This is a genomic window from Streptomyces sp. N35 (assembly GCF_016464295.1).
GTDB lineage: Bacteria > Actinomycetota > Actinomycetes > Streptomycetales > Streptomycetaceae > Streptomyces.
Genome location: NZ_JAEIMH010000139.1, coordinates 11,902 through 14,370, shown reverse-complemented (window position 1 = coordinate 14,370; position 2,469 = coordinate 11,902). Strand labels below are relative to the sequence as shown.

Below are 2,469 nucleotides of genomic sequence, written 5' to 3'. Positions count from 1 at the left end.
CGGCGCGGCGCCTCCGGTGAGGCCGGAGGGCCGGGGCGCGGCCGGGGCCGTTACGAGCCGGGCAAGAAGCGTTGGGTCGACTATCCGCGGTCGGACCGCGACGGCCTGAAGCGCTTCGTACCGTCCTGGAAGCAGGTCACGGGCTGCCTCATCGGCTTCTTCGGGATGATGGTCGCGGCGGCGGGGATCGCTTACTCGATGGTGGAGATTCCCACCGTCGACAAGGTCGCCAACAACGAGAGCAACGTCTTCTACTGGGACAACGGCAAGCAGATGGCGTCGACCGGCGGCAAGGAGAACCGCCAGATCGTCGACATCGATCAGATCCCCACCGAGATGCAGAACGCGGTGATCGCCGCCGAGAACGCCAGCTTCGAGACCGACAGCGGTGTGGACCCGATGGGTATCGCCCGCGCCGCGTTCAACATGGCCACGGGCGGCGAGACGCAGGGTGGTTCGACCATCACCCAGCAGTTCGTGAAGAACACCTACCTGGACCAGAGCCAGACGGTCTCACGTAAGGCCAAGGAGCTCTTCATCTCCATAAAGGTCGGTACGCAGATGTCGAAGGACGACATCCTGGCCGGCTATCTCAACGCCGCCTATTACGGGCGTAACGCCTACGGCATCCAGGCCGCCTCGCAGGCCTACTTCGGCAAGAACTCCCTCGATCTGAGCCTCAGCGAGAGCGCCTTCCTCGCATCGGTCCTCAAGGGCCCGAACCTCTACAACCCCGATGGTGGTGTGGGGCCCAACGCGACCAAGCCGCTCAACGAGAAGCGGGTCGAGGCTCGTTGGAAGTGGACTCTCGACCGCATGGTGGAGGTCGGCAAACTCACCCAGGCGGACCGGGACAAGGTCACCAAGTTCCCGACGATAGAGAAGCGCAAGTCGCCGCTTGCCGGGCAGACGGGCTACCTCATCGACATCGCGAAGCAGGAAGCCGCGAAGAAGATGGACATCTCGATCGAGGACCTCGACAAGGGCGGCTACAAGATCTACACGACCTTCAACGAGAAGAAGGTCAAGGCCCTGGAGAACGCGGTCGCCAAGACCCGCAAGGAACAGGGCAAGCGCATGGACAAGCTGGTCCAGTTCGGCGGCTCTTCCATCGACCCGAAGACCGGCCAGATCAAGGCGGTCTACGGCGGGGCCGGCTACGACAAGGGCTACTACGTCAACAACGCGCGCACCACGGGAGTGCCGGTGGGATCGACGTGGAAGCCGTTCGTCCTGGCTTCGGCGATGGAGAACGGGACGCAGGAGAGCGGCGGCAACGGAATCTCCCCGATGAGCCGCTACCTCGGTGACGACAACACCATCATCAAGGACCAGAACGGCGACCCGATCCCGAACGGCAAGGGAGGGCCCTTCCGTCAGCAGAATGAGGAAGACGGCAAGAAGTACGGGCTCGTCACGCTGAAGTTCGCGATGGAGAAGTCCATCAACGTGCCGTTCGCACAGCTCGGCATCGACGTCGGGCTGGAAACGACACGTAAGACGGCAAGGGCGCTGGGCATCCCCGAGGCGAGCTTCGACACGGGCAACCTGGGCAACGTCTCGTTCTCGCTGGGTACCTCCACGCCTGATGCGGTCGCTTTGTCCAGCGCGTACGCGACCTTCGCGGCCGAAGGTGAGCACTACGAGCCGTACTCCGTCACCAAGGTCGAGAAGGACGAGACGGAGCTGGACGGATTCCCGAAGCCCACGGGCAAGGACGCCCTTGACCCGGATGTGGCCAACGGCGTCACCGAGGTTCTGGAGAACGTCGTCCAGAACGGTACGGCCAAGCGCATCGCCGACATCGGCTTCCCGGCCGCCGGTAAGACCGGTACCACCGACGACAACCTGTCCGCGTGGTACGCCGGTTACACGCCCGAACTCTCCACGGCGATCGGTGTGTTCCGCTCCGACCCCGAAGAGGGGAAGCTGCTCCGTATCACCGGCGACGCCGGTGACTCGATCCACGGTGGTGAGGTGCCCGCGCAGGTCTGGAAGGACTACATGCTCGAAGGCACCAAGGGCGAGGACCACAGCGAGTTCACGGATGCCCCCGAGATCGGCGAGATCGTCGGCAAGCCGACCCCGTCGCCCACGCCGACGCCGAGCGACGATCCTGAGCCCACGCCGTCGCAGCCGGAAGTCACGCCGTCGCTGCCGGTCGAGCCGTCCCCGTCGTGTGCCGACTGGGACCTCATCTGTCAGTCCAATGGCGGCCAGAACAACGGCGGTCAGGACAACGGAGGAACCACCGGTGGCGAGTCCTCGCCACCGCCGACGACCGAGCCACCGACCGGAGGTAACGGCAACGGCAACGGTGGCAATGGCGGCTGGTTCGAGGGAGCCGACGGTTAGCCGCCCAGGCCGGGGTGTTTCACGTGAAACACACCAAGGCGACCGTTTCACGTGAAACACGGGCCAACCCCCCCCACCGCGGGGCGCGGGGCCCCGCCTCCCCCCCCCCCCCGG

At 65.2% G+C, this 2,469-nt stretch carries 1 protein-coding gene; it reads left to right on the top strand.

The features are described 5' to 3' along the window. Positions 1-2,355: transglycosylase domain-containing protein (locus tag JAO81_RS39995; protein ID WP_307814185.1), on the top strand; the 2,355-nt coding region annotated here is incomplete at its 5' end. Positions 2,356-2,469: the final 114 nt, after the last annotated feature.